Annotated in this window: 22 protein-coding genes; 18 read left to right on the top strand and 4 right to left on the bottom strand. The window is 62.3% G+C overall.

The features are described from left to right. Positions 1 to 92 precede the first annotated feature (92 nt). From AC1D3C_RS03435 to AC1D3C_RS03425, 3 genes are read left to right on the top strand one after another with little or no spacing between them, the layout of a single operon-like run. A complete protein-coding gene (locus AC1D3C_RS03435) occupies positions 93 to 626 on the top strand; it encodes a TRAP transporter small permease (protein ID WP_040124371.1) in 534 nt (177 codons plus the stop codon). Beyond that, positions 626 to 1,903 (top strand): TRAP transporter large permease, encoded by a 1,278-nt coding sequence (locus tag AC1D3C_RS03430; RefSeq protein WP_247135537.1) that lies wholly within the window; start codon positions 626 to 628, stop codon positions 1,901 to 1,903. The genes AC1D3C_RS03435 and AC1D3C_RS03430 overlap by 1 nt, the downstream gene beginning before the upstream one ends. A 32-nt stretch (positions 1,904 to 1,935) precedes the next feature. Then, positions 1,936 to 2,943, top strand: coding sequence for a TRAP transporter substrate-binding protein (locus AC1D3C_RS03425; RefSeq protein ID WP_040124369.1), 1,008 nt, complete (start codon positions 1,936 to 1,938; stop codon positions 2,941 to 2,943). A gap of 61 nt (positions 2,944 to 3,004) precedes the next feature. On the opposite strand, the gene AC1D3C_RS03420 is transcribed toward AC1D3C_RS03425, so the two are convergent. Together AC1D3C_RS03420 and AC1D3C_RS03415 are read right to left on the bottom strand one after the other, a co-directional pair. Then, positions 3,005 to 3,898 carry a DMT family transporter gene (locus AC1D3C_RS03420; protein ID WP_477482000.1) on the bottom strand — a complete coding sequence of 298 codons (894 nt, stop codon included), beginning with the start codon at positions 3,896 to 3,898 and terminating at the stop codon, positions 3,005 to 3,007. 33 nt (positions 3,899 to 3,931) lie between these two features. Next, positions 3,932 to 5,134, bottom strand: coding sequence for a mandelate racemase/muconate lactonizing enzyme family protein (locus AC1D3C_RS03415; RefSeq protein WP_477481884.1), 1,203 nt, complete (start codon positions 5,132 to 5,134; stop codon positions 3,932 to 3,934). Positions 5,135 to 5,483: 349 nt separating this feature from the next. Here AC1D3C_RS03415 and AC1D3C_RS03410 point away from each other — a divergent pair, with 349 nt between their 5' ends. From AC1D3C_RS03410 to AC1D3C_RS03350, 13 genes are all read left to right on the top strand, one after another. Then, complete coding sequence (locus AC1D3C_RS03410; protein WP_477481883.1) at positions 5,484 to 7,316, top strand: ABC transporter ATP-binding protein; 1,833 nt, start codon at positions 5,484 to 5,486, stop codon at positions 7,314 to 7,316. A gap of 37 nt (positions 7,317 to 7,353) precedes the next feature. Next, positions 7,354 to 8,889: an ABC transporter substrate-binding protein gene (locus AC1D3C_RS03405; protein WP_477481882.1), complete on the top strand. Its 1,536-nt coding sequence runs from the start codon at positions 7,354 to 7,356 to the stop codon at positions 8,887 to 8,889. Between the two features lie 66 nt (positions 8,890 to 8,955). Beyond that, entirely contained in the window at positions 8,956 to 9,879 is a 924-nt protein-coding gene (locus AC1D3C_RS03400; RefSeq protein WP_477481881.1) for an ABC transporter permease, read from the top strand. Between the two features lie 5 nt (positions 9,880 to 9,884). Continuing rightward, positions 9,885 to 10,730 (top strand): ABC transporter permease, encoded by an 846-nt coding sequence (locus AC1D3C_RS03395; protein WP_477481880.1) that lies wholly within the window; start codon positions 9,885 to 9,887, stop codon positions 10,728 to 10,730. Beyond that, a complete protein-coding gene (locus tag AC1D3C_RS03390) occupies positions 10,727 to 12,463 on the top strand; it encodes a M14 family zinc carboxypeptidase (protein WP_477481879.1) in 1,737 nt (578 codons plus the stop codon). The genes AC1D3C_RS03395 and AC1D3C_RS03390 overlap by 4 nt, the downstream gene beginning before the upstream one ends. A 95-nt stretch (positions 12,464 to 12,558) precedes the next feature. Beyond that, positions 12,559 to 13,659, top strand: coding sequence for a LacI family DNA-binding transcriptional regulator (locus AC1D3C_RS03385; protein WP_477481878.1), 1,101 nt, complete (start codon positions 12,559 to 12,561; stop codon positions 13,657 to 13,659). 57 nt (positions 13,660 to 13,716) lie between these two features. Beyond that, positions 13,717 to 14,586 carry a carbohydrate ABC transporter permease gene (locus AC1D3C_RS03380; protein ID WP_244447595.1) on the top strand — a complete coding sequence of 290 codons (870 nt, stop codon included), beginning with the start codon at positions 13,717 to 13,719 and terminating at the stop codon, positions 14,584 to 14,586. Next, entirely contained in the window at positions 14,576 to 15,409 is an 834-nt protein-coding gene (locus tag AC1D3C_RS03375) for a carbohydrate ABC transporter permease (RefSeq protein ID WP_477481877.1), read from the top strand. Before AC1D3C_RS03380 ends, AC1D3C_RS03375 begins: the two co-directional genes overlap by 11 nt. A 39-nt stretch (positions 15,410 to 15,448) precedes the next feature. Beyond that, positions 15,449 to 16,744: an ABC transporter substrate-binding protein gene (locus AC1D3C_RS03370; protein ID WP_477481876.1), complete on the top strand. Its 1,296-nt coding sequence runs from the start codon at positions 15,449 to 15,451 to the stop codon at positions 16,742 to 16,744. Between the two features lie 109 nt (positions 16,745 to 16,853). Continuing rightward, a complete protein-coding gene (locus AC1D3C_RS03365) occupies positions 16,854 to 18,287 on the top strand; it encodes an FAD-dependent oxidoreductase (RefSeq protein ID WP_477481875.1) in 1,434 nt (477 codons plus the stop codon). 151 nt (positions 18,288 to 18,438) lie between these two features. After that, complete coding sequence (locus AC1D3C_RS03360; protein WP_477481874.1) at positions 18,439 to 19,500, top strand: ABC transporter ATP-binding protein; 1,062 nt, start codon at positions 18,439 to 18,441, stop codon at positions 19,498 to 19,500. An 86-nt stretch (positions 19,501 to 19,586) separates the two neighbouring features. After that, positions 19,587 to 20,315, top strand: a complete 729-nt coding sequence (locus AC1D3C_RS03355) for an SDR family oxidoreductase (protein WP_477481873.1) — start codon at positions 19,587 to 19,589, stop codon at positions 20,313 to 20,315. A gap of 2 nt (positions 20,316 to 20,317) precedes the next feature. Then, complete coding sequence (locus tag AC1D3C_RS03350; RefSeq protein WP_477481872.1) at positions 20,318 to 21,955, top strand: FGGY-family carbohydrate kinase; 1,638 nt, start codon at positions 20,318 to 20,320, stop codon at positions 21,953 to 21,955. Positions 21,956 to 22,016: 61 nt separating this feature from the next. Here AC1D3C_RS03350 and hutC read toward each other — a convergent pair whose 3' ends face one another. Together hutC and AC1D3C_RS03340 are read right to left on the bottom strand one after the other, a co-directional pair. Next, positions 22,017 to 22,742: a histidine utilization repressor gene (gene hutC / locus AC1D3C_RS03345; RefSeq protein WP_477481871.1), complete on the bottom strand. Its 726-nt coding sequence runs from the start codon at positions 22,740 to 22,742 to the stop codon at positions 22,017 to 22,019. Then, positions 22,739 to 24,085, bottom strand: a complete 1,347-nt coding sequence (locus AC1D3C_RS03340; protein WP_477481870.1) for a formimidoylglutamate deiminase — start codon at positions 24,083 to 24,085, stop codon at positions 22,739 to 22,741. Before AC1D3C_RS03340 ends, hutC begins: the two co-directional genes overlap by 4 nt. Positions 24,086 to 24,183: 98 nt before the next feature. Here AC1D3C_RS03340 and hutI point away from each other — a divergent pair, with 98 nt between their 5' ends. Then, entirely contained in the window at positions 24,184 to 25,437 is a 1,254-nt protein-coding gene (hutI, locus tag AC1D3C_RS03335) for an imidazolonepropionase (protein WP_477481869.1), read from the top strand. Next, positions 25,434 to 26,969 (top strand): histidine ammonia-lyase, encoded by a 1,536-nt coding sequence (gene hutH, locus AC1D3C_RS03330; protein WP_477481868.1) that lies wholly within the window; start codon positions 25,434 to 25,436, stop codon positions 26,967 to 26,969. The genes hutI and hutH overlap by 4 nt, the downstream gene beginning before the upstream one ends.

Genomic DNA, 26,969 nt, shown 5'->3' with positions numbered 1-26,969 from the left:
CGGGGCAAATGCCCGGAGCGGAACTTGAGGTTGTCGACGGTGACGAAGACGCTCGCCCGGCGCGGGCGTTTGTAGGAATTCGGGAGGGGAATATGCAAAAGGCAATCGATCTATTTTTTAAGGCATTGGAAGTCCTATTGATCCTGCTGCTTTCAGCAATGGCGATCATGGTGTTTGCCAATGTGGTTCTTCGCTACGCCTTCAATTCCGGCATGTCCGTCTCCGAGGAATTGTCCCGCTACTTCTTCGTCTGGCTGAGCTTCGTCGGCGCAGTCGTCGCCTTTCGCGAACATGGTCACCTCGGCGTCGAAAGTGTCGTGGCGCTTTTCGGCCGCAAGGGCCGGCTCGTCTGCATGATCCTGTCTAACCTCGTCATCCTCGCTTGCTCGATGATCTTTTTCTGGGGGACTTGGCAGCAGTTCGAGATCAACGCCAGCATGAGCGCGCCGGTGACCGGGATTTCGATGATCTGGGTCTACGGCATCGGCCTGTTTACCGGCGCCGGCTTGTCGCTAATCGCGCTGGAGCGGCTGTTCCGCTATGTCACCGGCCGGGCGACGGCCGACGAGATCAGCATCTTTGCCGGTGAAAACCTGACGATCGAGCAGATGGCGGAGCGTACCTGATGACACTTATCGTATTCATCGTATCGCTTCTCGGAGCCATGGCGATTGGCGTGCCCGTCGCGTTCTCACTGATGTTCTGCGGCGTCGTGCTCATGTGGTACATGGACATGTTCAACACCCAGATCATCGCCCAGAACATGATCGCCGGTGTCGACACCTTTACCCTGCTTGCCATTCCATTCTTCATCCTGGCCGGTGAGCTGATGAACTCCGGCGGCCTGTCGCGCCGCATCATCGATTTCGCGATTGCCTGTGTCGGCCATATCCGCGGCGGCCTCGGCATTGTCGCGATCATGGCAGCCGTCATCATGGCCAGCATTTCGGGCTCGGCCGCTGCCGATACGGCAGCCCTTGCCGCCATCCTTATCCCGATGATGGCGAAGGCTGGGTACAACGTGCCCCGTTCCGGCGGTCTTATAGCGGCGGGCGGCATTATCGCGCCGATCATTCCGCCGTCCATGGCCTTCATCGTATTCGGCGTCGCGGCCAACGTGTCGATTACCCAACTTTTCCTCGCCGGCATCTTTCCCGGCATCCTGATGGGCGTCGCGCTGGTCATCGCTTGGCTGATCACCGTGCGCCGGGACAAGGTCCAGCCGCTACCGAAAGCGCCGATGAGCGAGCGGCTGCATGTGACCGGCAGGGCCGCCTGGGCGCTTGGCATGCCGGTCATCATTCTTGGCGGCATCAAGGCCGGCATCATGACGCCGACCGAAGCTGCGGTGGTTGCCGCCGCCTATGCGCTCTTCGTCGGCATGGTCATCTATCGCGAGCTCAAACCGAGCGAACTGCCGCACGTCATCCTGCAGGCTGCCAAGACCACATCGGTCATCATGTTCCTGGTGGCTTCGGCACTGGTGTCCTCGTGGCTGATCACCGCCGCCAATATTCCGTCCGAGATCGTCGGTTATATCGAGCCGCTGATCGACCGTCCGATGCTGCTGATGTTCGCCATCATGATCCTAGTGCTGGTCGTCGGCACGGCGCTCGATCTGACACCAACCATCCTGATCCTGACGCCGGTCCTTATGCCGATCGTCAAGCAGGCGGGAATTGATCCAGTTTATTTCGGCGTGCTTTTCATCATGAACAACTCCATCGGCCTCATCACTCCGCCGGTCGGCGTCGTATTGAACGTGGTCAGCGGCGTAGCGCGCATTCCGCTTGGCAAGGTGACGGCCGGGGTCTGGCCGTTCCTGATTGCCGAAACCATCGTTCTGTTTCTTCTGGTCCTGTTTCCAGACCTCGTGCTCGTGCCTGCACGCTGGCTCCATTAAACCTGTCTCAAGCTCATCCATGGGAGGATAATATGAGAAAACTGTTACTGACGACCACCGCCCTTGCCATCGCCTGCGCGTCGGCCGTACCGGCCTTTGCCGAATTCAAGGCGCGCAACATCCGCGTCTCGAACGGCATCAATGCCGACCATCCGGTTGGAAACGGCATCAATGCGATGCAGAAATGCCTGGACGAGAAGTCTGGCGGCAAGATGAAGTTGACCGCCTTCTGGGGCGGCGCACTCGGCGGCGACCTGCAGGCCACCCAGGCGCTGCGTTCCGGCGTCCAGGAAGCCGTGGTGACGTCGTCGTCGCCGCTGGTCGGCATCGTCCCCGCCCTCGGCGTTTTCGATCTGCCCTTCCTCTTCGGCAACGCCCAGGAAGCCTACAAGGTCCTCGACGGCAAGTTCGGCGACATGATGAACCAGAAGCTCGACGCTGCCGGCCTCGTCAACCTCGCCTATTGGGAAAACGGCTTCCGCAACCTGTCGAACTCGGTTCGCCCCGTCACCAAGTGGGAAGACTTCTCGGGGATGAAGGTTCGCGTCATGCAGAACAACATCTTCCTCGATACCTTCCAGAACCTCGGCGCCAACGCCACCCCGATGGCTTTCGGCGAAGTCTTCTCGGCTCTCGAAACCAAGGCGATCGACGCGCAGGAAAATCCCTACGTGACGATCGACACGTCGAAGTTCTTCGAAGTGCAGAAATATGTCACGGAGACGAACCACGCCTACACTCCATTCCTCTTCCTGTTCTCCAAGGCGATATTCAACACCTATGCGCCGGACGAGCAGGCGGCCTTGCGCGCCTGCGCAGTCGTCGGACGCGACGTGGAGCGCCAGGTGATCGGCGATTTGAACAAGAAGTCGCTCGAGAAGATCAAGGCGGCCGGCCTGCAGGTCAACACGCTGTCGCCGGAAGAGCAGCAGCGCATCCGCGAAAAGTCCGCGGTCGTCTATGAGAAGCACAAGGCCGAAATCGGCGCCGAGGTGGTCGACAACATTGTCGCCGAGCTCAAGGAAGTCCGCAAGAAGTAAGCCGAAGGCTTCGCGCGACAGCGACCATTTGGGGAAGCCCGCGAGCAATCGCGGGCTTTCTCTATTCGGGAATGGCGGGAAGCACGCTCTGCCGCTTCTTGAGCATCTGTTCGCGGATGAAGATGAAGAGGCCGGAAGCGACGATCAGGGCCGCCCCGACCATCATGCCGAGCCGCGGCATATCGCCGAAAAACATCCAGCCGAAGATCACCGCCCAGAGCAGCAGCGTATATTGAAGCGGCGCGACGGTCGCAGCATCGGAGATCTTGAGGGCGCGGTTGACCAGCATATGCGCCGCCATGGCGACGATGCCGAGCAGTCCGAGCAGAAGAAGGTCGCGGTTCGACGCGATCGGCGACCAGTTCATCGGCGCGAAGGCGAGGCCGGCGATGCCGGCGCCCACGACCTGGAAAAACACCAGCGCACTATCCGGCGTACCGCGCAGGAAACGGCCGGAAATCAGCATGAAGGCAAACGCGGCGCTGCCGACGATCGAAATGACCGCCGGCATGCTGAACATGGCGCTCGAAGGTTCGAGCGTGATGATGACGCCGACGAAGCCGACGGCAATCGCCGTCCAGCGTCGCCAGCCGACTTTCTCGCCAAGCAGAAAGGGCGAGCAGGCCGCGACATAGATCGGCGCCGCCAGCCAATAGGTCATGACGTCGGCGAGCGGCAGATACATGACCGCATAATAGAAGCAGAACACTTCAGCCGTCGAAAACGCCACGCGGAAGAACTGCATGCCGGGCCGTTCGACGGTCAGCAGATTGCCGAAACCCGCCTTCCAGACCATCGGCACCAGGATGATCAGTGCCGCAAGGCTGCGGATCAGGACAACCTGACCGAGCCCATAATTCGCGACGAGCCATTTGCCCATGGCGTCGTTCAAGGCGAACATCAACATGCCGAGAAGCATCAGCATCGGGCCGGTCATGCTCGCGGTTCTGAGCATGGTCGCCGAGGATATCGTCATTTCAGTAGCACCTTAGAAAATGGAGGCGTCGGACATCCGCCGGCTGACGGTGAAGGCGCGATCGAGCTCAGGGTTGAGCTCCAGCCCAAGACCCGGACCTGGCGGAACAGTAATCATGCCGTTCTTCACCTCCGGCAGCGCCGTCACCAGATCGCGATACCACGTCCTGTAGAACGCGCGCACGCTTTCCTGCACCAGTGCATTCGGCGCGTTGAGAGACAGATGGGTGGACGCGCAGAGAACGACCGGGCCGGTGCAGTCGTGCGGCGCGACCGGCAGATGCCAGGCTTCCGCCATGGACGCGATCTTGCGGGCTTCCGAAAGGCCGCCGCACCAGGAAATGTCGAGCATGACGATGCCGGCGACGCCGGTTTCCAGGTAATCGCGAAAACCCCAGCGGGTCGCGAGCGTCTCCGAGGCTGAGATCGGCGCCGGCGATACTTCCGCATAACGCTTGAGGCTCGACAGGCTGTCCATCTTGATCGGATCTTCATGCCAGAAGGTCTGGTAAGGGGTCAGGGCCTTGGCGATCTGCATGGCCGGCAGGAGCTGCCACATGGAATGGAACTCGACCATGATATCCATCCTGTCGCCAACGGCCTTGCGGATCTTCTCGAAAGGCTGAAGCGCAAGCTTCAGGTCCGGCATCGAGATATACTGGCCCTTCGTCCTTTCCGCAGCCGCGTCGAACGGCCAAATCTTCATCGCCGTGATGCCCTCCTCGAGCAGCGACAAGGCCAGTTCGTCGGCACGATGCAGAAAGCCGTTCAAATCGTCGTAAGCTGTGCCGCCGGTCAGACCGTAGTTGGCGGTCGCCTGGCCGGTGGCCTTCTTGATATATTCCGTGCCGGCGCAGGTATTGTAGGTGCGGATTTCCCTACGGCTGAAGCCTCCGAGCAGTTGGGCGATCGGCTGGTCCGTGACTTTTCCGAAAATGTCCCAGAGGGCGATATCGAACGCCGAATTGCCCCGCACTTCCGCGCCTGAGGATCGAAACCCGATATAACCGACCAGTTCCTGCGCCAGGAGGTCGATCTGGAGCGGGTCGCGGCCGATGACCCTTGGAGCGACATATTCGTGGATGTAGCTCTCCACGGTCTCGGCGCCGAAAAAGGTTTCGCCGAGGCCGGTAATTCCCTCGTCGGTGTGGACAAGGACCCACAACAGGTTCGCACGCTCTGCGACGCGCACAGTTTCAAGCTTGGTGATTTTCATGTTTCCTCCCTTGGCGAAATTCAACCACAGGCCGCGGTCTTTGGTAAGGCAGGATTTGCATTTTCCCGCCCGCAGAACACCACGACCTGGGCTGGGCAAAATCAGCCTATTGCGCCGTTGACAAAATGTCGACAAAGTGATGACATATTCTTATCAAGGCAAGGGTGAGGCAGGTGACGGAAAAACCGAAAGAAATTCGGGGCCGCCATACATGGGAGAGCAGGCAGATGACGGTGAGCGTGGCTGCCGACAGCTGCCGTGCCAAACGTCATGAGCATCTTATGGATCCCGCCGTCGACGCCCTCATTCGAGCGGCCTGCGCCGCCACTATCCGGCAGGAGCTCCCCGAGTGACGCCAACCGCCCCCACCCCGCTTCTGACCGTGGATGACCTTTCGGTCGAGCTCGGCGCCGCGCGCGTCATCGAAAACCTCAGCTTTTCCGTTTCAGCCGGCCAGACCGTCGCGATCGTCGGCGAGTCCGGTTCGGGCAAGTCGGTGACCTCGCTGTCGATCATGCGGCTTGCCGATATGCTCGGCGCCAACTACCCGACCGGCCGCATCCTGTTCCAGACATCAGGCGGCGAGATCGATCTCCTGAAGCTCGACCAGAAGAAGATGCGCAGCATTCGCGGCAAGGAGATCTCGATGATCTTCCAGGAGCCGATGACCTCGCTCAACCCGGTCTTCACGATCGGCGATCAGGTGGCCGAAATCCTGAAACTGCACGAAGGCAAGTCGAACAGCGCAGCACTTGCCGAGGCGAAGCGGCTTCTCGACATGGTGCGGCTGCCTGATGCGGCGGAACTGCTGACCCGTTATCCGCACCAGCTTTCCGGCGGCATGCGCCAGCGGGTGATGATCGCCATGGCGCTCGCCTGCCGGCCACGACTGCTGATCGCCGACGAGCCGACCACCGCGCTCGACGTCACCATCCAGGCGCAGATCCTCAATATCCTGCGCGACCTGCAGAAAGAACTTGGTGCCGCCGTCATCTTCATCACCCATGACATGGGCGTTGTCGCCGAGATGGCAGACGACGTGGTGGTGATGTGGAAGGGCAAGGCGGTGGAGAAGGGCAAGGCACTCGACATTTTCGAGAAGCCCGTCAATGCCTACACCCGCACGCTGCTTGCGGCGGTGCCGAAGCTCGGCAGCATGACCGGCGAGGAATTCCCCAAGCGCCTGCCGCTGACCGTGCTCGAAGATGGCGAACCGAAGCTTTCAGGCGTCGAACGCATCCAGGATACGGCCCGCTACGATGCCGACCCTCTGCTCTCGGTGCGCGATCTCGTGGTTCGTTTCGACATCAAGAAGGGGCTGCTCGGCAAGGTCACCCACCGCGTCCACGCTGTGGAAAAGGTCTCCTTCGACATCCATCCGGGCGAGACGCTGGCGCTGGTCGGCGAATCCGGATCGGGCAAGTCGACGATCGGCCGCACCATCCAGCAGCTTCAGAAGGCAACGGCGGGCAATATCACCTTCTCGGGCAAACCATTGTCAGCGATGAGCATGGCCGAGCGCCACAACCTGCGCCGGGACGTACAATATATCTTCCAGGATCCGTTCGCCTCGCTCGATCCGCGCAAGACGGTCGGCTTCTCGATCGCCGAGCCGATCCGCACCCACGGCCTTCTCGACAGCGAGAAGGAGATCGCAAAGACCGTCGATGCCCTGCTCGAAAGGGTCGGCCTCACCTCCGCACACGCCCGCCGTTATCCGCACGAGTTCTCCGGCGGCCAGCGCCAGCGCGTCTGTATCGCCCGCGCGCTCGCCTCGAAACCGAAGCTGATCATTGCCGATGAGGCACTGTCCGCACTCGATGTCTCGATCCAGGCGCAGATCATCAACCTGTTCATGGACCTGCAGGAAGAGCGCGGCCTCGCCTATCTCTTCATCAGCCACGACATGGCCGTGGTCGAAAAGATGAGCCATCGGGTGGCAGTGCTTTATCTTGGCCAGATCATGGAATTCGGCAATCGCCGCCAGATCTTCGAAACGCCGACGCATGACTATACGCGGCGGCTTCTTTCGGCAGTGCCGGTCGCCGATCCGCGCCGGCGCAAGCCGTTGGCGATGATCGAGGGAGACATTCCGAGCCCGATCAGGGCTGTCGGCAACGAACCGGTGCTTCTCGCCCGGGAGGAAATCGCGCCAGGCCATTACGTGGCGCGCGGTGCATGACGATTTGACATTCGGTTTTTCAACAGGAGCAAAAACGATGATAAAAATGCAGAGGGGTTTGCGGACGGCATTCGTGGCGATGGCGCTCGCAGGCACGGCGTTCGCGCCGGTCTCGGCGCTCGCCGCCGGCAAGCTGACCGTGTCTTCGCCGCAGGATCCGGGCAGCTGGGATCCGATCGACACATTCCTGGTCAACTGGGCCTCGGTCGCGACCAACATCTTCGACGGCCTCACCTATCGCGGCCCCGACCTGAAGCTCGTCCCGGGCCTTGCGACCTCCTGGGAAGTGCTCGACAATGGTATGCGCATCCGCTTCAAGCTGCGTGAAGGCGTCAAATTCCACAATGGCGAGGCCTTCGACGCCAATGCCGTGAAATTCACCTTCGACCGCCTGCTCGGCCCGGAAGGCGCCAAGGGGCCGCAGCAGTCCAACTACAATTCGATCGGCAGCGTCGACGTTATCAATGCCACCACGATCGACATGAAGCTGAAGGTGGCCGATCCGGTTATCCTGACGAAGCTCGCCGGTTACGGCGCGATGATCGTGCCGCCGAAATACATCGCCGAAAAGGGCGATGCCTATTTCAACGCCCATCCAGTCGGCACCGGTGCCTTCAAGTTCGTCTCCTACGAGCCGAAGGTGAACATCGTGCTTTCCGCCAACCCGGACTATTTCGGCGGCGCGCCGAAAATCTCGGATCTGGAATATAAGTTCATCTCCGAGCCGGCGACAGCCGTTGCCGAACTCCAGGCCGGCCGTGTCGATCTGGTTATCCCGCCGACCATTCCGATCGGCATGATCCCGACCATCCAGGGCAATGCCAAGCTCGCCGTGGTCACTTCGCCCGGCCCGACGGTCTATGCACTGCGCTTCAACACCCGCGACGGCATCACCAAGGATCCGAAGGTTCGCCAGGCGCTGATCATGGGCGTCGATCGCGACGCGATCATCAAGTCGATCCTCGGCGGCCAGGCACAGCCGATCGCAAGCTTCCAGGGGCCGCTGTCCTTCGGCTTCGACAAGGCCATGAAGCCGCTGCCCTACGATCCGGCCAGGGCACAGGCGCTCCTCAAGGAAGCCGGCGTCGCGCCGGGCGCATCCCTGCAGATCGACCTTCGCGGCAACGAGGCGACCTTCATCGAAGTCGCCCAGGCGATCTCCGCCTATCTGCAGACGATCGGCATCACCGCGACGATCAAGCCCTATGAGACCAACGTTCTCTTGAACGACATCATCCCCGGCGGCAAGACCGGTGCGATGTTCCAGCAGTCCTGGGGCGGCTGGACGCTCGACTACGACAACACGGCCGTCGCGATGTACCACACCGGCGAAAAGTGGAACCCCTACGACAGCGACCCGAAGATGGACGAACTGCTCGCCAAGCAGCGCACCATCACCAATGTCGCCGAGCGCGAGAAGGTTCTGCAGGAAATCGCCCATTACGCAGCAGACCGAGCGCTGGAAATGCCGCTCTACAACTTGAACGCCATCTTCGGCATCAACAAGCGCGTGAAGAACTTTACGCCGGTGCCGGACAGCCGTTTGAAGTTCACCGACGTCACCGTCGACTAAGACTTCGCGGAGCCGCCGCCTTCGAGTGGAGGCGGCGGCTCCGACAAGAAAACGAGGAACGAGAGATTGGCCGTATTCCTGGTAAAACGCCTTTTGCAGGCGATTTTCGTCGTGATTGCCGTGACGCTGACGGTCGCTTTCGCGATCCGCCTCACCGGTGACCCGGCGCTGATGCTGACGCAAGGCGCCGGCAGCGTCACCGAGGCCGATCTCGTGCGCATCCGCGAGGGTCTCGGCCTCAACGAACCGTTCTTCGTTCAATACCTGAATTTCCTGAAGGGCATCTTCACGCTCGATTTCGGCAAGAGTTTTCTGGGCGGCACGCCGGTATCGCTGCTGATCGGCAAGGCGCTGCCGGCGACGCTGGCGCTCGCTTTCACCTCGCTGATCGTCTCGATCGTGATTTCCATTCCGCTCGGTATCAAGGCCGCCACCGCCCGCGGCAAATGGGCCGACCAGATGATCCGCATCCTGTCGCTCGTCGGCCTGTCGTTTCCAAATTTCTGGCTGGCAACGATGCTCGTCCTGCTGTTCGCGATCGCGCTGCCGCTGTTGCCGCCAAGCGGCATGGACGGATTTGAAAGCTTCATCCTGCCGGCCGTCACCATGGGCATCATCCTGACGGCGACCAATGTCCGCCTGGTGCGCACCACCATGCTGGAGACGCTGCGCTCGCAATATATCATGGTCGCCCGCGCCAAGGGCCTCAGCGAAAACGCTGTGCTTTACAAACATGCGCTGAGAAACTGCGCCATTCCGCTGATCACCTATTTCGGCCTGCAGTTCGGCGGCCTGTTGGGCGGCATCGTCGTCGTCGAGCGCGTCTTCAACTGGCCGGGCCTCGGCACGCTCGCCTTCGATGCCGTCGGCGCCCGCGACTATCCGGTGCTACAGGCGGTCATCACCGTCCTGTCGCTGATGATCATCGGCATCAACCTTCTGGTCGACATCGCCTACGGCCTCGTCGATCCCCGCATCCGGACGGAGTGAGAGCTATGGCCTCGCGCACTGCTTCCTCGAATTTCCTGAAACTCGAATTCGTCCTCGGCGCCCTGCTGGTCGGCGTCATCGGTCTTGCCGTCATCTTCTCCGGCGTGATCTTTCCCGGCGGCGCCGAAAAGATCGACCTGATGTCGCGCCTCGTTCCGCCGTTCGTGAGGCCTGCGCATGTCTTCGGCACCGATCCGCTCGGGCGCGACGTCCTCGCCCGTGTCATGGCCGGCGGCAAGATCTCGCTGCTGGTCGGCTTCGTGTCGGTTGCCGGCGGCGTCACCGTCGGCGTATTCATGGGCCTGATCGCCGGTTATTACCGCGGCGTCTGGGACATGCTGGTCATGCGTTTTGCCGACATCCAGCTGGCGCTCCCCTTCATCCTGCTCGCCATCACCTTCATCGCCATCGTCGGCGGCGGGCTGACCAACACCATCATCCTGCTGATCGTCTCGCAATGGGTGCAATATGCCCGCCTGGTGCGCGGTTCGGTGCTGACGCTGCGCGAGCGCGAATTCATCCTTTCGGCCCGCGCGATCGGGGTCAAGGACTGGCGCATCATCGTCCAGCACCTGCTGCCCAACCTGATCGGTCCCGTCATCGTGCTGATGACGCTCAACGTCGCGACCAACATCCTGCTCGAATCGAGCCTCACCTTCCTCGGCCTCGGCATCGACCCGACCATCCCGAGCTGGGGCGGCATGCTCGCCGAGGGCCGCACCTATCTGCAGACCGCCTGGTGGGTCAGCGTCTTCCCGGGCCTTGCCATCCTCCTCACCGTCCTTGGCCTCAACCTCCTCGGCGACTGGCTGCGCGACAGTCTCGATCCCACAGGCAGAACCTCCGCATGACACTGATCCACGAACAGCAGGTCGAGCGCACGCTCGATGCCCTCGTCGCACGTTTTTCCGGCACCAAGGGCACGAAGATCGAAGCCTGGGTTTTCGACGACGAGAAGAGCCGCAGGCAGGCCGAAGCGAAGCTCGCCGCCACCGGCGTCGAGGCGAAGTTCCGCAGCGCCTATAAGCCCCTGCTGCATTTCCTCCTCGAAGAGGTCGATCTCGACAACCTCTCTGCCCTGCATATTGTTTATCCGGTTCACACGGCCTGCCCGAAAAACCGTTTCCTGCTCGAGGCCTATCCTCTGGCCGGTCTTGTAAACGAAGCGCGGCTGACCTTCGAAGCGGGGGTAGAAGATGCCTTTTACGCTTTGACGCTGACCGCAAAGGACGGCAGCATCGAAACCCATAAAGTTTTCGCACCGAACCGGCTCCACACGGATTTCATCGGCGAAACATTGCTGTCGCCGACCGGCTGGTTAAGCCTCGATGGCGGAACCGGCGAACGGTTGGAGACCGACTACGAACTCCTGTTCGTCTCGGCCGTGGAAGCTGTCGCGGCCCATGAGTGGGGGACGAAGGAGCCTTATTTCGACGAGCTCAACATCGCCGTCACCCTGCCGGCCGAAGACCGGCGTTTGGCCGTCGGCGAGGAGGTCGTCAGTCTGCACGAGGCGCTGCACGAGGATTTCTATTTCTCGCTTCTCGAAGTCTTCCAGAAGAAAGCCGGCCGGCCGATCGGTGACCGTGGCCTGCAGCCGGGCCAGATCATCCCGGAAATCCGCGACGGTGAGACCCTCTCCGTCCGCGTCGAAACGCGGCCGCTGTGGGCTTCCGAGGCGGTGACCGAGCTGCAGCGTCTCGCTTCAGCCGTGTCGCCGGTCTCCGTGGCCCAGATCCGCAAGGAACTCGCGGCAATCGATGGCGTCGCCTTCGAAGCCCGCTCGCGGAGTGGCCGTGCCGTGGAAGCCCGCTATCACGCCGGCGCTGACAAGCCGGTCATCATCAGCGGTGGCCAGCATGCAAACGAGACGACCGGCATCGTCGGCGCACTGCGCGCGGCGCAGACGCTTCACTCACGGCCAAATTCGCATTTCGTCATATCCCCGCTCGAAAATCCCGACGGTTACCAGGTGCATTGGCGCCTTCGCACTGACAACCCGCTGCACATGCATCATGCGGCGCGCTACACCGCGCTCGGCGACGATCTCGAATACCGCTCCGGCAAGGAGCTCTTCGAAAAGGCGATCCGCATCGAAGCAGAAAGGCTGAGCGGCGCCAAGCTGCACGTCAACCTGCACGGCTATCCCTCGCATGAATGGACGCGGCCGCTTTCCGGCTACGTGCCGCGCACCTTCGCCATGTGGACGGTGCCGAAGGGCTTCTTCCTGATCATGCGCCATCACGCCGAATGGACGGAACAGGCGGAAATCCTGATCGACCGCGTCAGCCGCCACCTCGCCGCCATACCCGGCCTCGTCGCCTATAACGCCGCACAGATCAGGCTTTTCGAAACCCATGCCGGCGAAACCGGCTTCCGCATCATCAACGGCTTCCCCTGCCTGATCTCGATCGACGATCGCCACACGGTTCCACTGACACTGATCACCGAATATCCGGACGAAACCATCTACGGCCCAGCCTTCATCCAGGGCCACACGGCGCAGATGGAGACCGTGCTTGCCGCCTATGATGCGATCCAGGCGATCGAGGAACCGGCCGCGAGCTCGCAACCTTTGGCATAATTATTTCCGGCAGAGACCCGGCACGCATTTTCTCTTGCTTATCCGGCAAGAGGTGTTAAACGTTTAACGGTAAAACGTTTAACAGTGAGGCTGCGGTGTCCCGCAAACGTGCAACGCTCAAGGAAGTCGCCGAACGTGCAGGCGTTTCGATCGCCACCGTGTCGAACGTCTTCAGCGGCCGCAAGCCGGTGAACGACGATCTGCGGGAGAAGGTCGAGCAGGCTGCCAAGGACCTTTCCTTCCAGATCGACCGTGCGGCCTCGCAGCTGAAATCCGGCAAAGCCCGGGTGGTCGGCGTCCTCGTGCCGGATCTGGACGACACGTTCTTCACCTCGCTCATCTCGCGCATCGAGGTGATGGCATTGAAGGACGGTTACGACGTCATCGTCGCGAGCTCGCGAGACGACCGGCAACTGGAGGAATCCAGGCTGCAGACGCTGCTCGGCTGGCGGCCTTCGGGCATCATCGCGGTGCCCTGCTCCGATACGATACCGGCAGCACTTGCCCGCGAAGTTGGGCATCTGCCGACTGTGCTCGTCGACCGTGTGATCCCGCAGTCGGCCACCGCCGATACGGTGACGATCGACAATTTCGAGGCGGGAGAAATCGCCGGCCGTTATCTCGTCGAGATGGGGCATACTGATATCGTGCTCGCTGCATCGCATCTCGATATCGCGCCGATTCGCGAGCGTGTCCGCGGCGCCACGTCGATCATGCGCGAGATGATCGGCCGCGAGCCCGTTGCGATCGCGCTCGGCTCCAATGCCGAACGGGGCGCCGAGATTTTTGCGCATTGGCTCGAACGCCATCCGCTGCCTTCGGCGGTCTTTGCCCTGACCAACGTCACCACGCTTGCGGTGCTCACCGCGCTCGCCAGGCAGCGGATCGACATTCCCGACCAGGTCTCGATCATCGGCTTCGACGACTACACATGGATGAGCGCCCGCAAGACGGCGCTCACCGCGATCCGCCAGCCGGTCGACGAGATCGCGCACCTTGCCTGGGAACGGCTGCAGAAGCGCATGCGGGGCGATGCCTCGGCGCCGTCGCCGAGCATTCTCAACACCAGCCTTCAGGTCCGGGATTCGACCCGCCGCCTCGTGTCACCGCTCGTGGAGGGGCTTCTGAAAGTGGTGGAGGAACAGGCGGCCGATACGCCGGACAAGGTCAAGGAGCGACCGAACCGCATTCACTAGGCGTCGGGCAAGAACGCCAGCCAAAGACTACGCTCGCATGGGAGGAGCATTTTGCGTTTGAACAAGATCACCGAGGTCGTGCCATTCCTGGCGCCGGTACAGATACTGATCCTCAGTGTCATCGTCATACCGTCGTTTTATGTCGTTTGGCTCAGCCTGCATGCCTCCAGTTTCGGGCAGTCCGCGACCTTCGTGGGCCTTCAGAACTATATCAAGGTGCTGACCGATCCGGCCTTCCTGCTGGCGCTCGGCAACACCGTCCTCATCGTCATCTTCGCAGTCCATCTGGAACTGGCGCTCGGGCTTGGAATGGCGCTGCTGTTTGCAAGCGGCCTGCCGTGCCGGCGCGTTCTCCTTGTTGCGGTCCTGGCGCCCTATGCCGTCAGCGAAGTCATCGCCGTCGCCATGTGGCGTTTCCTGTTCGATCCAGATGTCGGCCCGGTCACGGCCATGCTGACATGGCTCGGGCTGCCGATGCTCGACTGGTCCTTCGAGCCCTCGCATGCGCTGATCATGATCGGCCTGCTGACCATCTGGCTGCACCTGCCCTTCACCTTCATCATTCTTTATGCGGCGCGCCTGGCGATCCCGAAGGATCTCTACGAGGCGGCCCGCATCGACGGCGCCAAGCCTTTCGATGCCTTCCGCCGCGTGACGATACCGCTGCTCGGTCCGGCGATCGTGGTGGCGCTGCTGTTCCGCTACATCTTCGCCTTCCGCATCTTCTCGGAAGTCTGGCTGATGACCCAGGGCGGGCCTGCCCGCTCGACGGAAGTGGTCGCGGTCTATCTCTATCAGGAGGCGTTCAGCTTCAACGCCTTCGGCACGGCGGCCGCCACCGCCTGGATCATGGTGCTCGCGTCGCTGCTCCTGGCGACCGGTTATGTCTTCCTCCTTCGCAAGCAGGTGGCCGGCAATGCGCACTGACAAGCTCGCCATCGGCCTTGGAAAAACGCTCGCGGTCGCGGTCATCCTCGCCTGGTCGCTGTTTCCGATCGCCTTCATCGTCATGTCATCGTTCAAGCCCGGCCAGGACATTTTCGCGGTACCGCCGAAATTCGTCTTTTCGCCGACCGTGCAGCACTATGTCGAGCTCTGGAACGGCTGGGGCGTGTTCTTCACCGGGCTCCTGAACAGCACCATCATCACCGCCGGTGCGACCATCATCGCGATCACCACCAGCACGGCGGCGGGTTACGTCTATTCGCGCTACAGCAGCCGGATGCTGGATGCGAGCGTGATGTTCCTGATCATCGTGCGCCTCATTCCGCCGATCGTGGTGACGCTGCCGCTGTTTCCGATCATCAACGCGATCGGCCTCAACGACACGCATATCGTGCTGATGGTGCTTTACGCGACCTTCTTCGTGTCGCTCGGCACGGTGCTGATGCGCACCTTCATCGACCAGATTCCGCGTGAACTCGACGAAGCGGCCCAGATCGATGGCGCCAAGCGGCTGACGATCTTAAGGCGCGTCATCGTGCCGCTCGCGGCACCCGGCATTCTCGCGGTCGCCGTCTTCGTGGTGGTCTTTGCCTGGAACGAGTTCCTGTTCGCCTTCATCTTCACCGCGACCAAGGCCAAGACCGCGCCGCTGGTGATCTCCGAAATGATCGGATCGATCGACGGCGTCGATTGGGGCGTGTTGTTTGCGGCGTCCACCGTCCAGCTCATACCGGTTCTGCTCTTCGTCATCTTCATGAACCGCTATCTCGTGGCCGGCCTCACCGCCGGCGCGACCAAGGGTTAGTCACTCGGGTTATTCAACTGTCTGCAAGGGAGGGAAATCATGTCAGACAAATCGCTTACCAACATCACAAGGCGCGGCTTTTTAGGAACCGCGATGGGAGGAGCGGCGATGCTCGCCGCTGGGCCGTCGTTTGCGGCGGGCAAGACGCTTAACGTCCTGAGCCACAAGGTGCACCAGACGGTGCTCGGCACCGGCGACGGTGATCTGCTCAAGGACTGGCGCGCGGCCAACGATGCCGACGTCGTCTGGACGACGTTTGATTCCAATCCGCTCCAGGACCGCCTGTTCCGCGAGGCGAGCCTCAGCTCGACCGATTTCAACGTCGGTTACATCGTCGACAACCGCCCGACCAAGCAGATCGCCGCGATGTTCGAGCCGCTCGATGCCTATCTCAAGAAGGATGCCATCGAGGACTTCGGCGATATCGCACCGGGCCTCGTGCAGGGCATGACCGTCGACGGCAGACTGATCGGCATTCCGGTCCGCCATGCGACCCAGGGCCTCTTCTACAACGAAGCACTTCTCGAAGAGCAGGGCATTACCGCGCCGCCGACAACACTCGAAGAACTGGTGGAGCAGGCCCAGAAGCTCACCTTCACCTCCAAGGCCGGCACGCCGGTCGCCGGCATGGTGCTGGCAAGCGATCTCGCCGTCTTCCCGGTCATGTTTGCCCGCGCCTTCGGCGGAGATTTCATCAACGCCAAGTTCGAACTGCTGCCGAATCCCGAGGCCATGGAAAAGGGCCTGACCGTCCTTCGCAAGATGTTCGAGGGCGGCGCTCTGCCGCGCAGCTACGCGACCACCAAGAACGACGACCAGGTGACCTGGCTGCAGCAGGGCCGCGCCGCCTTTACCGTGCTGCCCTTTGCCCGGTTTGCTCAGCTCAACAACAAGGAACAGAGCAAGTTTCCCGGCAAGATCAAGGCGATCGAATTCCCGATCTCCGCAGGATTGAAGGGCAAGATGCCGATGTCCTCGATCGTCGAGGCCTGGGGCATGGTCATCCCCGCGAACTCCAAGGACAAGGACCTGTCCTGGAAGTTCATCAGGGAAGTCTCCAGCAAGCGCGCAACGCTCGGCATGGCCAAGAATGGCAATGGCCCGGTTCGCGTCTCCACCTATGCGGACCAATCCTTCGCGGCGAGCAGTCCGGTTGCCGCCGTCGAGGCGGCGGTGCTGAAGAACGCTCGCGGCGCCTTCCCGCCCTTCCCCGAAGCGGCACGTGCCCAGTCGATCTTCCTGGAGGAAGTCCAGCTCGCCGTCCTCGGCCGCAAGGAGGTCAAGGAAGCCGTGGCCTCGATCGCCACGCGGGTGAAGCCCCTGCTTCAGGCCTGAACATTTGTGAAGACCGTCCGGGCGCCAGCCGCCCGGACGTCGGATATCGCCGAAACCGGCATGAACGATGCGGGACCCTGAAGGTCCATCCACGAAAGAGACAAGGACAATGTTGAACACCACCAGTCGATCGATCCAGGAGCCCGCCCGGGCAACCCCCATCATGGCGGAATATGATGTGCTCGTTATCGGCGGCGGACCGGCCGGCCTGACGTCTGCGCTCGCCGCCGCGGAAGACGGGCTTCGGGTGGGACTTGTCGAAAGCCGCAGCTTCGTCGGCGGCAACATGACCATCGGCCTTCCGGTCCTCGGTTTCCTCGGCCAGAAGGGCAACCAGATCATCGAAGGCCTGCCACAGAAATTCATCGATCGCCTCAAGGCCCGCGACGGCGCCAGCGAACACCGCCCCTGCCCGCTCCACATGGGCATCACGCTCGTGGAACCGGAAGCGGTGAAGACCGTGGCGCTCGAAATGCTGACGGAAGCGGGCGTCGAGGTGTTGTTCTACACGTTCTGCGCCGGCGTCGTGATGGATGGAGACATGATCCGCGGCGTCATCACCGAGAGCAAGAGCGGCCGCGGCGCGATCCTCGGCAAGGTCGTCATCGACTGCACGGGTGACGCGGACGTCGCCCATCGCGCCGGCGTCCCCTGCGAGAAGGGCAACGAAAACGGCGGCATGCAGCCGCCGACGCTGATGTTCTGCATCGCCGGCGTCGATACCGAAAAGCTGCGCCTCAGCATCGCCAACCAGCCGCCACAGGCACGCACCTATCTCACCGACTTCATCCCGGCGGAATATTTCGGTCAGAACAACCAGTTCATCGTGGTTGGCCTGCGTGAGCTGATCATCAAGGCGGAGGCCGAGATGGGCCTGAAGATCGCCAATGAACGCACGATCATCATCACCGGCCTGAAGGCCGGCGAAGTCTGGATCAACATGACCCGCGTCAAGGGCGTCGATGGGACGGATGCGTCCAGCCTCACGATGGGCGAAATCGAGGCCCGCGGCCAGATCGACGACATCGTCACCTACCTGATCAACTACGTCCCCGGTTTCGAGAAGGCTTATTTCACCAAGACGGCGCCTTTCCTCGGCATCCGCGAAACACGCCGGATCATCGGCGAATATGTGATGAACCAGGAGGACGTGCTCGGCTGCCGCCATTTCGACGACTCGATCGCGGTGGCGAGCTACCCGATCGACATCCACCGCCCTGCCGACGACGGCTGCACGCTGATCTGGTGCGGCGACTGCTACGACATCCCCTATCGATCGCTGATCCCGACCAAGGTCAGCAACCTGATCGTCGCCGGCCGGGCGATTTCCACCACCCATGAGGCGATGGGCGCGATCCGCGTCATGGCAACCTGCATGGCAATGGGCGAAGCGGCAGGGCGGGCGGCAAAGATTTCGGTGCGCAGCAACCGCGCGCCGGCCAATATCGACGTCAGGGAGCTTCGCCGCCAGCTGATCGCCAAGGGCGCCTATCTGCGCGTCAAGGACAGTGCCGAGCGCGCAAGGGAACTGGAAGACGCCTGACCGCGAACCGGCCAGCCCGGCGGTGCACACTGCTGGGCCGGAATGTTCTGAACCGTTTGTTTTGCCCGCAGGCCGACCGTGGGCAACGGGTGCGGTCCGGCGGTTTGTCCGCCGGTGCCGTGCTCGAAGATTTCAAGGAAAGTGAGGAAGCATGGCAAGTTTGCGTCTGGCCGGGCTCAAGAAGAGTTTTGGCGCGGTGGATATCATCAAGGGCGTCAACCTCGAGATCAAGGACGGCGAATTCGTGGTGTTTGTCGGGCCTTCCGGCTGCGGCAAGTCCACGCTGCTGCGGATGATCGCGGGTCTCGAAGACATATCCGGCGGCGAGCTTTATATCGGCGACCGGCTCTGCAACGAGGTCCAGCCGCGCGAGCGCGGGATCGCCATGGTATTCCAGTCCTATGCGCTTTATCCGCATATGACCGTCTACGACAACATGGGCTTCGGGCTTTCCCTGAACAAGACGCCGAAACCCGAGCTCGATGCGCGGGTGCGCGAGGCGGCCCGTATCCTGAAGATGGAGCATCTGCTGGAGCGCAAGCCGAGCCAGCTTTCCGGCGGCCAGCGCCAGCGCGTCGCCATCGGCCGGGCGATCGTGCGCAAGCCCGGTGTCTTCCTGTTCGACGAACCGCTTTCCAACCTCGACGCAGCGCTTCGTGTGGATATGCGCATGGAGCTTGCCAAGCTGCACCGCGATCTGGGGGCGACGATGATCTACGTCACCCACGACCAGATCGAGGCAATGACGCTTGCCGACAAGATCGTCGTGCTCGACGGCGGCCTGGTGCAGCAGGTCGGCTCGCCGATGGAACTCTACAAGAACCCGGCAAACAAGTTCGTCGCGGGTTTCATCGGCGCGCCGAAGATGAATTTCCTGCCCGTGAAGGTGCAGTCCGTCGCCGGCGATACCGCAACCGTCGCCTCCGATACGATGTCCCCGATCCCGGTCAAGGGAAGAGGCTTTTCGATCGGCGATCAGGCCTGGCTCGGCATCAGGCCGCAATTCCTGAAACCTGGCCCGCCGGCAGACGGCGAAGGAGCTCTTCGCGGGCGTATTGCGCTGGTCGAGCGTCTGGGAACCGAGACGATCATCGCGGTCGATACCGCCGAACACGAGAGAGTGGTCGCTGCAATCCCGGTGGATGTGGAACTGGCGTTCGGGGATGCCGCCGAGTTTCAGTTCAACCCGCAGGCTGCGCATCTGTTTCATTGATCGGGGCACAAACCGGGCCGGGCCACTGCAATCGCCTCCAACGCGGCTCCCAAACTGATTGTCATAATATTGAAGCAAGGAACGACATGAGACAGGATCTTTCCGGAAAGGTGGCCGCAGTGACCGGTGCGGCGTCGGGCATCGGCCTCGAATGCGCCCGAGCCCTGTTGGCCGAAGGCGTCAGCGTCGCACTTGTCGACAGGGCGGGCGATACGCTCGATAAGCTATGCTCTGAACTGGGGCCGAACGCCTTTCCGCTGGCGATCGATCTGACCGATCCAGCAAGCGTCGCAACGATGATGCCGCGCATCCTCGACCGGTTCGGCAAGCTCGATATCTTCCACGCCAATGCCGGCGCCTATATCGGCGGAGAGGTGGTCGAGGGCGACCCGGATGCCTGGGACCGCATGCTCAATCTCAACATCAATGCCGCCTTCCGTTCCGTCCAGGCCGTGCTGCCGCATATGGTCGAGCGCAAGACCGGCGACATCATCATGACCAGCTCGATTGCCGGCCTGGTGCCGGTCGTCTGGGAGCCGATCTACACCGCCTCCAAACATGCGGTGCAGGCGTTCGTTCACACCGTGCGGCGCCAGGTCGCCAGACACGGCATCCGCGTCGGCGCGGTCGCACCCGGGCCTGTCATCACCGCATTGATCAGCGATTGGCCCCAGGCGAAACTCGATGAGGCGATCGCGGCGGGAGGTTTGATGGAGGCGACGGAAGTCGCCGAAGCCGTGATGTTCATGCTCTCGAGACCCCGCAACATCACTATTCGCGATCTCGTCATTTTGCCTCTCAGCACGGATCTCTAGTCATGACCCGCTTCTTTATCGGCATCGATGTGGGAACAGGCAGCGCGCGGGCCGGCGTGTTCGATGAAGCCGGCGCCCTGCTGGCATCCGCCAAACGCCCAATCACCATCTGGCACGAGCCCGGCAATATCGTCGAGCAATCCGGGGAGCAGATATGGCAGGCGGTCTGCGAGAGCGTCCGGGAGGCCGTCGGTTCCGGCGGTATCCGGCTGTCGGCGATTGCGGGAATAGGCGTCGACGCGACCTGCTCGCTGGTTGTCGTCAATGCTGACGGGAAGCCGGTCTCGGTCAGCCGCTCGGGAGAGGCCGACCGCAACGTCATCGTCTGGATGGATCATCGCGCCGCCGGCGAGGCGGCCGAGATCAACGGCGGAGAGCACGGAGTCCTGCGTTATGTCGGGGGCAAAATTTCGCCGGAGATGGAAACGCCGAAGCTTCTCTGGCTGAAGCGCAACCTGCCACGATCGTTTGCCGATGCCGGACATTTCTTCGATCTCGCCGACTATCTGACCTTTCGCGCGACGGGATCGCTCAGCCGGTCGGCCTGCACGGTCACCTGCAAATGGACCTATCTCGCCCATGAGCAGCGCTGGGATGCCTCATATTTCAGGGCGATCGGCCTTGGAGAACTGGCCGATGAGGGTTTCAAGCGGATCGGGACCGACATCGTCGATCCGGGAACGCCGCTTGCGGGCGGGCTGACGGAACAGGCCGCTGCCGATCTCGGCCTGATGCCGGGAACCCCTGTCGGTGCCGGCCTGATCGACGCCCATGCGGGCGGCATCGGCACGCTCGGCGGTCAAGATCCAGAAGGCCGCGCAGACGTTCGAAACAGGCTCGCCTATATTTTCGGGACATCCGCCTGTTCCATGGCCTCCAGCGACAATCCCGTGTTTGTCGATGGTGTATGGGGGCCGTATTATTCCTCGATGGTCCCCGGACTGTGGCTGACCGAAGGTGGACAGTCGGCAGCCGGCGCTGCCATCGATCACTTGGTCACGATGCACCCGGCATCCACTGAAGCGCGCTCCAGGGCCGAAGCCGATGGGATCTCGCTCGTAAGCTGGCTCGACCGCGAAGCGACGAGACTGCGTCCAAATCTCGCCCAGGCCGTTGAACTTGCCGGCACCATCCACGTCCTGCCCGAATTCATGGGCAACCGGTCGCCGCATGCGGACCCCGATGCGCGGGCCGTCATCGCGGGGCTCGGGCTGGAAACCGATACTGCCAGCCTGATCTCGCTGTTTGTCGCCGGGCTCTGCGGCATCGGCTACGGCCTCAGGCAGTTGCTGGACAAGCTGTCACAGAGCGGCATGGCCTTCGACCTGATCATCGCCAGCGGCGGTGCCGCGCAAAGTCACCTCGTGCGTCAGATTCTGGCGGACACCACAAATCTGCCGGTGGCTGTCGCCGATACGGAGGAACCGGTTCTGCTCGGCAGCGCGATGCTTGGAGCCGCTGCCGCGGGCCGATACGGATCGCTGCAGGAAGCCATGAGGGCGATGTCGCGTCTCTCGACGCTCTACAGCCCCGCCGGAGGCACGATCCGTCAAATGCACGATCACCGATACCGCACTTTTGGTCGGCTTCAGGAGGTGGAAAGGCAGATACGGTCAGATCGCAGAACGCTATCGTCTTGAGAGATCTGGACTGAGGGCTCGCTTCCCGCCCTCCATGAGATGGGTAGTACGGTCGCGCCGCCTAGTTCTCTCCGCCCGGCGTGAAGCGGGCGACCAGCGCGTGCCGGTCGCCCGGATAGGTGAAGCGCACGAATGTTACCGGACCGGTGCTGCCCCAGGTCCGCCGTTCGATGACCAGACAGGCTGCGTTCCTGGAAATGTCGAGCCTCTTTGCGACCTCCGCGCCGGCCGACTGGGCATAGATCCGATGTTCCGCCGTGCTCCACGGGATCTGACTGATGAGCCAGGTCCCCGGCGCCGACTTCGAAAAATCCTCGCTTTCCGCTTCGGGCACGGTCGTCAGGTTGATCAGCCGCTCCTCAAGGCAAAACGGACGTTCGCCGGCATGGTGAAGGCAGACGAGATCGAGGACCGGCGCCGTTTCCGAAAGCTCCAGGTGCTGCCGGTCCAAGGGAGTGGCCTCGCGTCGAACCTGCTTTTCCAGCCGGTAGGAATAGGCAAGCTTGAGGGAGCGGACCTCCGCCTCGATACTATGGATTTCGAGCACTGCGGCCTGGGTCACCGGTTGCGAAACGAAGCTGCCGGATTTCTTGCGCCGCTCGATCAGCCCGGCCCTTGCCAGATGCGTCAGCACCTTGTTGGCGGTCATCCGCGAGCAGCCGTATTGTACGGCAAGGTCGACCTCGAAAGGCAGGCGATACCCGGGAGGCCATTCGCCGGAGACGATCCGTCCCTCTATGTCGCTCAAAATGCGATGATGGAGGGTGGCTTCCTTGCCATTCGTCATGCTGTCAGCAATTCCTGCATTACCGTCCTGAACCGGCGGCCGATCGCATCCCGCCGGACATGCCGCCCGCCTTCGACCTGCTTGCGGCCAAGCGCCCAGACACAATCCACGGCAATGCCACCCGCAAATATCCAATGGTCGAGAATCTGATCGGCGGCAAGATAGGGAACGTCATTGACATCAAGCGAGACGATATCGGCGTAATTGCCCGGAGCCAAGCCGGCGGCGGCGTGGAGCGCCATTCCGCCACCCGAAAGCGCTGTCTCGAACAGCCGCCGTCCTGTCGAAGCTTCCGGTTTTGCCAGGACGTTGCGCCTCTTCAGCCCGAGGCGCTGGGAATATTCGAGCTGACGCAACTCCTGCGCCACGGAAATCAGTAGGTTCGAATCCGAGCCGATGCCGAAGCGGCCCTTCTGCGCGACAAAGTCTTCGCCGGGAAAGATGCCGTCGCCGAGATTGGCTTCGGTGATCGGGCAAAGCCCGGCGATCGCGCCGCTGTCCGCCATGCGGCGGGTTTCATCCTCTGTCATATGCGTCGCGTGGATGAGACACCAGCGTTCGGTCACCGGCATGTTTGCGAGCAGCCAATCGACGGGCCGTGCACCGGACCAGGCAAGGCAGTCCTCGACCTCCTTCACCTGTTCGGCGACATGGATATGCACAGGCCCGTCGCCCGCCATCGGCACGACCTGCCTGAGCTCCTGCGGGGTCACTGCTCGCAGGCTATGGGGCACGACGCCGAGTTCCGCGCCGGGTATGGCCGCAGTCAGATGACGGCAGCCGTCCATGGTCTTGGCAAAATCGTCGATCGAGTGGATGAAACGGCGCTGGCCCTCGATCGGCGCCGCGCCGCCGAAGCCCGAATGGGCATAAAAAACCGGCAGGAGGGTCAGGCCGATTCCCGCCTCCGCACTCGCCGCGCCGATGCGCTCGGCCATCTCGGCGATATTGGCGTAGTGGCCGCCATCCCTGTCGTGGTGGAGATAGTGGAATTCGCCAACCCGCGAAAAGCCGGCTTCCAGCATTTCCATATAGAGCTGTGAGGCAACGGCCTCGACCTGTTCCGGCGTGATCGACAGTGCGAACTTGTACATCAGCGTCCGCCAACTCCAGAAACTGTCGTCGCCGGGACCGCGAACTTCCGTAAGGCCCGCCATGGCGCGCTGGAAGGCATGGCTGTGCAGGTTCGGCATCGCAGGCACGACAACCTTGTGACACTCGTCTTCCGCCGTCGCCTCGATGCCGACCTCCACTCCCGCAAGTCGGTCCGCCTCGATCGTCAACCTTACATTCTGCTGCCATCCATCCGGCAGGAGAGCCAATTGCGCATGAAGCGTGGCCATGGACGCCCTTCCCTTTTCCTCGCGGAGACCAAAATTCTTCTTGTCACTCGGATTATTATGTATATACATGTTCTTCCATAAGGAAAGGCGAAAAGCTTATGGATGGGGAAGATTCTTCAAAATCTGCAGCAGGCTCCGCATCGCTTTGGCACAATGCGCGGATCGCCACTTTTGCTCCCTCGGCATCCGGCCTCGGCATTATCGAAGCCGGCGCGATCGCCGTGCGCGACGGGCGGATAGCTTTCGTCGGCGCAATGGCCGACCTGCCTGCCGAATTTGAGAAATCCGAACACAAAACCGATTGCGGCGGGCGGTGGATCACCCCGGCCCTGATCGACTGTCACACCCATCTGGTATTCGGCGGCGACCGCGCGATGGAATTCGAAATGCGCCTGGCGGGATCGACCTACGAGGAGATCGCACGAGCCGGCGGCGGCATCATCTCCTCGGTGAAGGCAACCAATGCACTTTCGGAAGACGAACTCCTTGAGCAAGCGCTCCGCAGGCTGGACACGCTTCTGGCCGAGGGCCTCTGCACGGTCGAGATCAAATCCGGCTATGCGCTGAACATCGAGGGCGAGCTGAAAATGCTGCGGGTTGCCCGCAGGCTTGCCGAAGTCCGACCGGTGCGGATCGTCACCAGCTGGCTTGCCGCGCATGCGATACCGCCGGAGTACAAGGGCCGCAACGGCGATTACATCACCGACGTGGTTCTGCCTGGCCTTGAGGCTGCGCATTCGCAAGGGCTCGTCGATGCGGTCGACGGTTTCTGCGAAGGCATCGCTTTCTCGCCGGCCGAAATCAGCCGGGTTTTCGACAAGGCGAAATCACTTGGCCTTCCCGTCAAGCTGCACGCGGAACAGCTGTCCGATCTCGGCGGCGCGCGCCTCGCCGCCTCCTATGGCGCGCTGTCGGCCGACCATCTGGAATATCTTTCCGCGGCGGATGCCGGGGCGATGGCGCAGGCAGGTACGGTCGCCGTGCTGCTGCCGGGCGCCTTCTATACGCTTCGCGAAAAGCAGGCACCGCCCGTCCAGGCGCTGCGCGACGCCGGCACCCGTATCGCGCTGGCGACCGACAGCAATCCCGGCACCTCGCCGCTGACCTCGCTGCTGATGACCATGAACATGGGCGCGACGCTGTTCGGTCTGACGGTCGAGGAATGCCTTGCCGGCGTCACGCGGGAAGCCGCCCGCGCCCTCGGTCTCCAGGCTGAAACAGGCACGCTCGAAGCTGGGAAATCCGCCGACTTCGCGATCTGGGATATCGAACGGCCGGCGGAGCTTGTCTATCGCATCGGCTTCAATCCGCTGACGGCACGCATCTTCAAGGGCGAGAGGGTTTCCGCATGAGCATCGTTCTGACACCCGGCTCGGTGAGCCTTCGCGAGCTTCAGGACATCTACTGGAACGGCACGCCGGTTCGGATCGATCCTTTGTTCGACGCGGGGATAGAGAAGGCTGCGGCGCGGATCGCCCGGATTGCGGCCGGCAACGAGCCGGTATACGGCATCAATACCGGCTTCGGAAAACTGGCCTCGATCAAGATCGACAGCGCCGATGTCGCGACGCTCCAGCGCAATCTGATCCTGTCGCATTGCTGCGGCGTCGGCGCTCCGCTTGCCGAGAATATCGTCCGCCTGATCATGGCGCTGAAACTCATTTCGCTCGGCCGCGGCGCATCCGGTGTCCGGCTCGAACTGGTGCGCCTGATCGAAGCGATGCTGGAAAAGGGCGTGATCCCCCTCATCCCGGAAAAAGGCTCGGTCGGCGCGTCCGGCGATCTCGCGCCGCTCGCACACATGGCGGCCGTGATGATGGGCGAAGGCGAGGCCTTCTATCGAGGCACTTTGCTGCCCGCCGCCGAGGCTCTCGCGAAGGCCGGATTGAAACCTGTCGTGCTTGCCGCCAAGGAAGGCCTTGCCCTGATCAACGGCACCCAGACCTCCACGGCCCTGGCACTGGTCGGCCTGTTCCGCGCCCACCGTGCCGCCCAGACAGCACTGGTGACCGGCGCGATGTCGACGGATGCCGCCATGGGTTCTTCGGCCCCGTTCCATCCGGATATCCACACGCTTCGCGGCCATAAGGGCCAGATCGATGCGGCCGCGGCACTGCGCGCCCTGCTGTCGGGCTCGGTCATCCGCGAAAGCCATCTGCAGGGCGACGAACGGGTGCAGGATCCCTATTGCATCCGCTGCCAGCCGCAGGTAGACGGCGCCTGCCTCGATCTGCTGCGCTCAGTGGCCCGCACGCTCGAGATTGAAGCCAATGCGGTGACCGACAATCCGCTGGTGCTTTCGGATGACACCGTCGTTTCCGGCGGCAATTTCCACGCCGAACCGGTGGCCTTTGCTGCCGATCAGATCGCGCTTGCCGTCTGCGAAATTGGTGCGATCTCCCAGCGCCGCATTGCGCTTTTGGTTGACCCGGCCCTCTCCTACGGACTGCCGGCGTTTCTTGCGAAAAAGCCGGGGCTCAATTCCGGGCTGATGATCGCGGAAGTCACGTCCGCCGCCCTGATGTCGGAAAACAAGCAGATGTCGCATCCGGCCTCGGTCGATTCGACGCCGACCTCCGCCAATCAGGAAGACCACGTTTCGATGGCCTGTCATGGCGCGCGCCGGCTTCTGCAGATGACCGACAATCTCGCGACCATCATCGGCATCGAGGCGCTGACGGCGGCGCAGGGCGTGGAACTGCGCAAGCCGCTGACGACCAGTCCCGAACTTCGGAAGGTGATCGCCACCATCCGCTCCGTCGTTCCGAGCCTGGAAGAGGATCGCTACATGGCAAACGACCTCAAGGCGGCGACAGATCTCGTCGCTTCAGGCGCGCTCGCCGCGTCCGTTTCAGCGGATATCCTGCCGGTCCTGGAGGCGTGA

The organism is Neorhizobium sp. P1_A6 (assembly GCF_056406795.1).
This window is presented reverse-complemented; position numbering and strand designations above follow the sequence as displayed.